2 protein-coding genes are annotated in these 3,721 nt (G+C 61.7%); both read left to right on the plus strand.

The genetic code is table 11. The annotated features are described in order from the left end of the window. The first annotated feature begins 35 nt into the window (after positions 1-35). Complete coding sequence (gene aceF, locus GPS82_RS13480) at positions 36-1,694, plus strand: dihydrolipoyllysine-residue acetyltransferase (protein WP_296495582.1); 1,659 nt, start codon at positions 36-38, stop codon at positions 1,692-1,694. A 138-nt stretch (positions 1,695-1,832) separates the two neighbouring features. Continuing rightward, positions 1,833-3,680, plus strand: coding sequence for a dihydrolipoyl dehydrogenase (gene lpdA, locus GPS82_RS13485; protein WP_296495583.1), 1,848 nt, complete (start codon positions 1,833-1,835; stop codon positions 3,678-3,680). Positions 3,681-3,721 lie beyond the last annotated feature (41 nt).

Consider the following 3,721-nt stretch of genomic DNA (forward strand, 5'->3'; position numbering starts at 1 on the left):
TGTGCTCTGACCCCAACTGACTAAGGATGAACAACATGGCAATCATAGAAGTGACAGTCCCGGATATTGGGGACTTTGATGAAGTAACCGTTATTGAATTGATGGTCAAACCCGGTGACACTGTCCGGGCCGAACAAAGCCTGATCACGGTCGAATCTGACAAGGCCTCGATGGAAATCCCGTCGAGCCACGCGGGCGTGGTCAAGGAAATCAAGACAGCTTTGGGCGACAAAGTGAAAAAAGGCTCACTGGTGCTGATGCTCGAAGTTGCCGGCGAGGCCGCTGCGCCAGCACCGGCTCCAGTGGCGGCTACTGCGGCACCCGTTGCGGCACCTGCCGCCGAAACTCCAGCAGCGGCACCCGCTGTCGCAGCGAGTGGCCCGGTTGAGGTGCGCGTGCCCGACATTGGCGACTTCAAGGACGTGACCGTGATCGAGGTGATGGTCAAGGTCGGTGACACCGTCAAGCTGGAACAAAGCCTGATCACCGTCGAATCCGACAAGGCCTCGATGGAAATTCCGTCGAGCGCCGCTGGTGTGATCAAGGAGCTCAAGGTCAAACTCGGCGACAAGGTCAATATAGGCGACCTGCTGGCGATGCTGGAAGGCGCCGCCACAACTGCGGTCGCACCTGCAGCAGCAGCGCCAACACCCGCGTCTGTGCCTGCCCCGGCAGCTTCAGCGCCAGTTGCAACGGCGCCCGCCACAGCGTTGGCCACACCGGCCCACACCCCGACCGCGACCCCGGCGCTGGGTCTGCCCCACGCCTCGCCCTCGGTGCGCAAGTTCGCCCGCGAGCTGGGCGTGCCGCTGGCAGAGGTCAAAGGCAGCGGCTTGAAAGGGCGCATCACCGATGCCGACGTGCAGTCATTCACGCGCTCGGTCATGAGCGGCGCGGTGCAAACCCTGGCCATTTCGGCCCAACAAGCGGCCAAACCCGCTGGCGGCGGTGGTGGCTCCGAACTCGGCCTGATCCCCTGGCCCAAGGTGGACTTTGCCAAGTTCGGCCCGATCGAGCGCAAGGAGATGTCGCGCATCAAGAAGATCAGCGGTGCCAACCTGCTGCGCAACGCCATCATGATTCCGGCAGTGACCAACCATGACGACTGCGACATCACCGACCTGGAGGCCTTCCGGGTCTCGACCAACAAGGAAAACGAGAAGAGCGGTGTCAAGGTCACCATGCTGGCCTTCCTGATCAAGGCCTGCGTGGCTGCACTCAAGAAATATCCCGAGTTCAACAGCAGCCTGGACGGTGACGCGCTGATCTACAAGCAGTATTTCCACATGGGTTTTGCCGCTGACACACCCAACGGCCTGATGGTGCCGGTGATCAAGGATGCTGACAAAAAAGGCATTTTCCAGATCAGCACCGAGATGAGCGAACTGGCCAAGAAGGCGCGCGACGGCAAGCTGAGCCCGGCTGAAATGTCGGGTGCCAGCTTCACCATCAGCAGTCTGGGCGGGATTGGCGGGCGTTATTTCACGCCCATCATCAATGCGCCCGAGGTGGCGATTCTTGGGGTTTGCAAGTCGACCATGGAGCCGGTCTGGGATGGCAAGGCGTTCCAGCCGCGCCTGATGCTGCCTTTGTCGCTCACTTGGGATCACCGCGTGATCGACGGCGCTGCCGCAGCCCGCTTCAACGTCTATCTGGGTCAGATCCTCGGCGATTTCCGAAGGGTGCTGCTCTAAGAGGCTGACTCACCTGTAGGAGTCGCGCCCCCGCGACGAAGGCTGTTTTGAATTCATTCGCGGCGGGGCGCCGCTCCTACAAAGTCACGAGAAAGCCTCTTCCTGGCGAACCTTCAACCTCATTTATTGGAAACCAACATGGCACTCATCGACATCAAGGTACCCGACATTGGCGATTTCGCTGAAGTCACCGTCATCGAACTTCTGGTCAAGCCCGGTGACACCGTCCGGGCCGAGCAAAGCCTGATCACCGTGGAGTCTGACAAGGCCTCCATGGAAATCCCCTGCAGCCACGCTGGCGTGGTCAAGGAAATCAAGATAGCCCTGGGCGACAAGGTGAGCGAGGGCTCCTTGTTGCTGATGCTGGAATCTGCCGACGCAGCTGCGGCCCCGGCAAGCCAGCCTGCACCTGCACCTGCAGCCGCTGCGTCTGCCGCACCACAAGCCGCGGCGACTGCCGTGGCACCCGTCATCGCGCCAGCGGCGGCCACCTTTGCGGGTGCGGCCGACCTCGACTGCGACCTGCTGGTGCTTGGTGCCGGCCCGGGGGGTTACTCGGCCGCGTTCCGCGCCGCCGACCTGGGTCTCAAGGTGATCCTGGTCGAGCGCTATGCCCAGCTTGGCGGTGTCTGCCTGAACGTGGGCTGCATCCCCAGCAAGGCACTGCTGCATGTGGCTGCGGTGATGGACGAAGTGAGTCACCTTGGCGCACTTGGTATTGAATTTGGTCCACCCAAGGTCAATATCGACATGTTGCGGGGTCACAAGGACAAAGTTATCACCAAACTCACCGGCGGCCTTGCCGCCATGGCCAAGATGCGCAAGGTCACCGTGGTGCGCGGATACGGGGTTTTTGTCGGCGCCAACCATGTGGCAGTCGAAGAAACCAGCGGCACGTCGCAAGAGAAAACCGGCAAGACGCAAACCATTGCGTTCAAGAAGTGCATCATTGCCGCCGGCAGTCAGGCCGTGCGCTTGCCCTTCATGCCCGACGACCCGCGCGTGGTCGACAGCACCGGTGCCCTGGCTCTGAAAGAAGTGCCCAAGCGCATGCTGATTCTGGGTGGCGGCATCATCGGCCTGGAAATGGGCACGGTCTACAGCACGCTCGGCGCGCGCCTGGACGTGGTCGAAATGCTGGATGGCCTGATGCAGGGCGCTGACCGCGACCTGGTCAAGATCTGGCAAAAGATGAACGCGCCACGCTTTGACAACATCATGCTCAAGACCAAAACGGTCGGTGCCAAAGCAATGCCTGAGGGTATCGAAGTGACATTTGCCTCGGCCGAGGAGGGCGGCACCGCCCCCGCGCCGCAGGTGTATGACCTGGTGCTGCAAGCTGTGGGCCGCACGCCCAACGGCAAAAAGATTGCCGCCGAGAAAGCCGGTGTGGCTGTCACAGACCGTGGTTTCATCAACGTCGACATCCAGATGCGCACCAATGTGCCGCACATTTTTGCCATTGGCGACATCGTTGGCCAGCCCATGCTGGCGCACAAGGCGGTGCACGAGGCGCATGTGGCAGCTGAAGTGATTGCCGGTGAAATACAAGGCAACAAGGAGCTGGCGGCGGCCGCGTTCAACGCCCGCGTCATCCCGAGCGTGGCCTACACCGACCCCGAAGTGGCCTGGGTGGGCCTCACCGAGGACCAGGCCAAGGCGCAGGGCATCAAGGTCAAAAAGGGTCTGTTCCCCTGGAACGCCTCGGGTCGCGCCATTGCCAATGGCCGTGACGAAGGTGTCACCAAGCTGCTGTTTGACGACAGCCCTGAGGCCCACGGCCACGGCAAGATCCTGGGTGGCGGCATGGTTGGCACCCACGCCGGTGACATGATTGGTGAAGTGGCGCTGGCGATCGAAATGGGCGCCGACGCCATCGACATCGGAAAAACCATTCACCCACATCCCACGCTTGGCGAATCCATTGGCATGGCGGCCGAGGTAGCGCACGGTAGTTGCACGGACTTGCCGCCTGCGCGCAAGTAAACAAGCTGCCAAGCCACCCTGCAAAGCCCGAGCCCTTACCG

It is taken from the genome of Rhodoferax sp., from assembly GCF_011391645.1.
GTDB lineage: Bacteria > Pseudomonadota > Gammaproteobacteria > Burkholderiales > Burkholderiaceae_C > Rhodoferax.

Coding starts and splice junctions, on each gene's coding strand:
- aceF (WP_296495582.1), top strand. CDS start 36: ATGGCAATCATAGAAGTGACAGTCCCGGATATTGGGGACTTTGATGAA.
- lpdA (WP_296495583.1), top strand. CDS start 1,833: ATGGCACTCATCGACATCAAGGTACCCGACATTGGCGATTTCGCTGAA.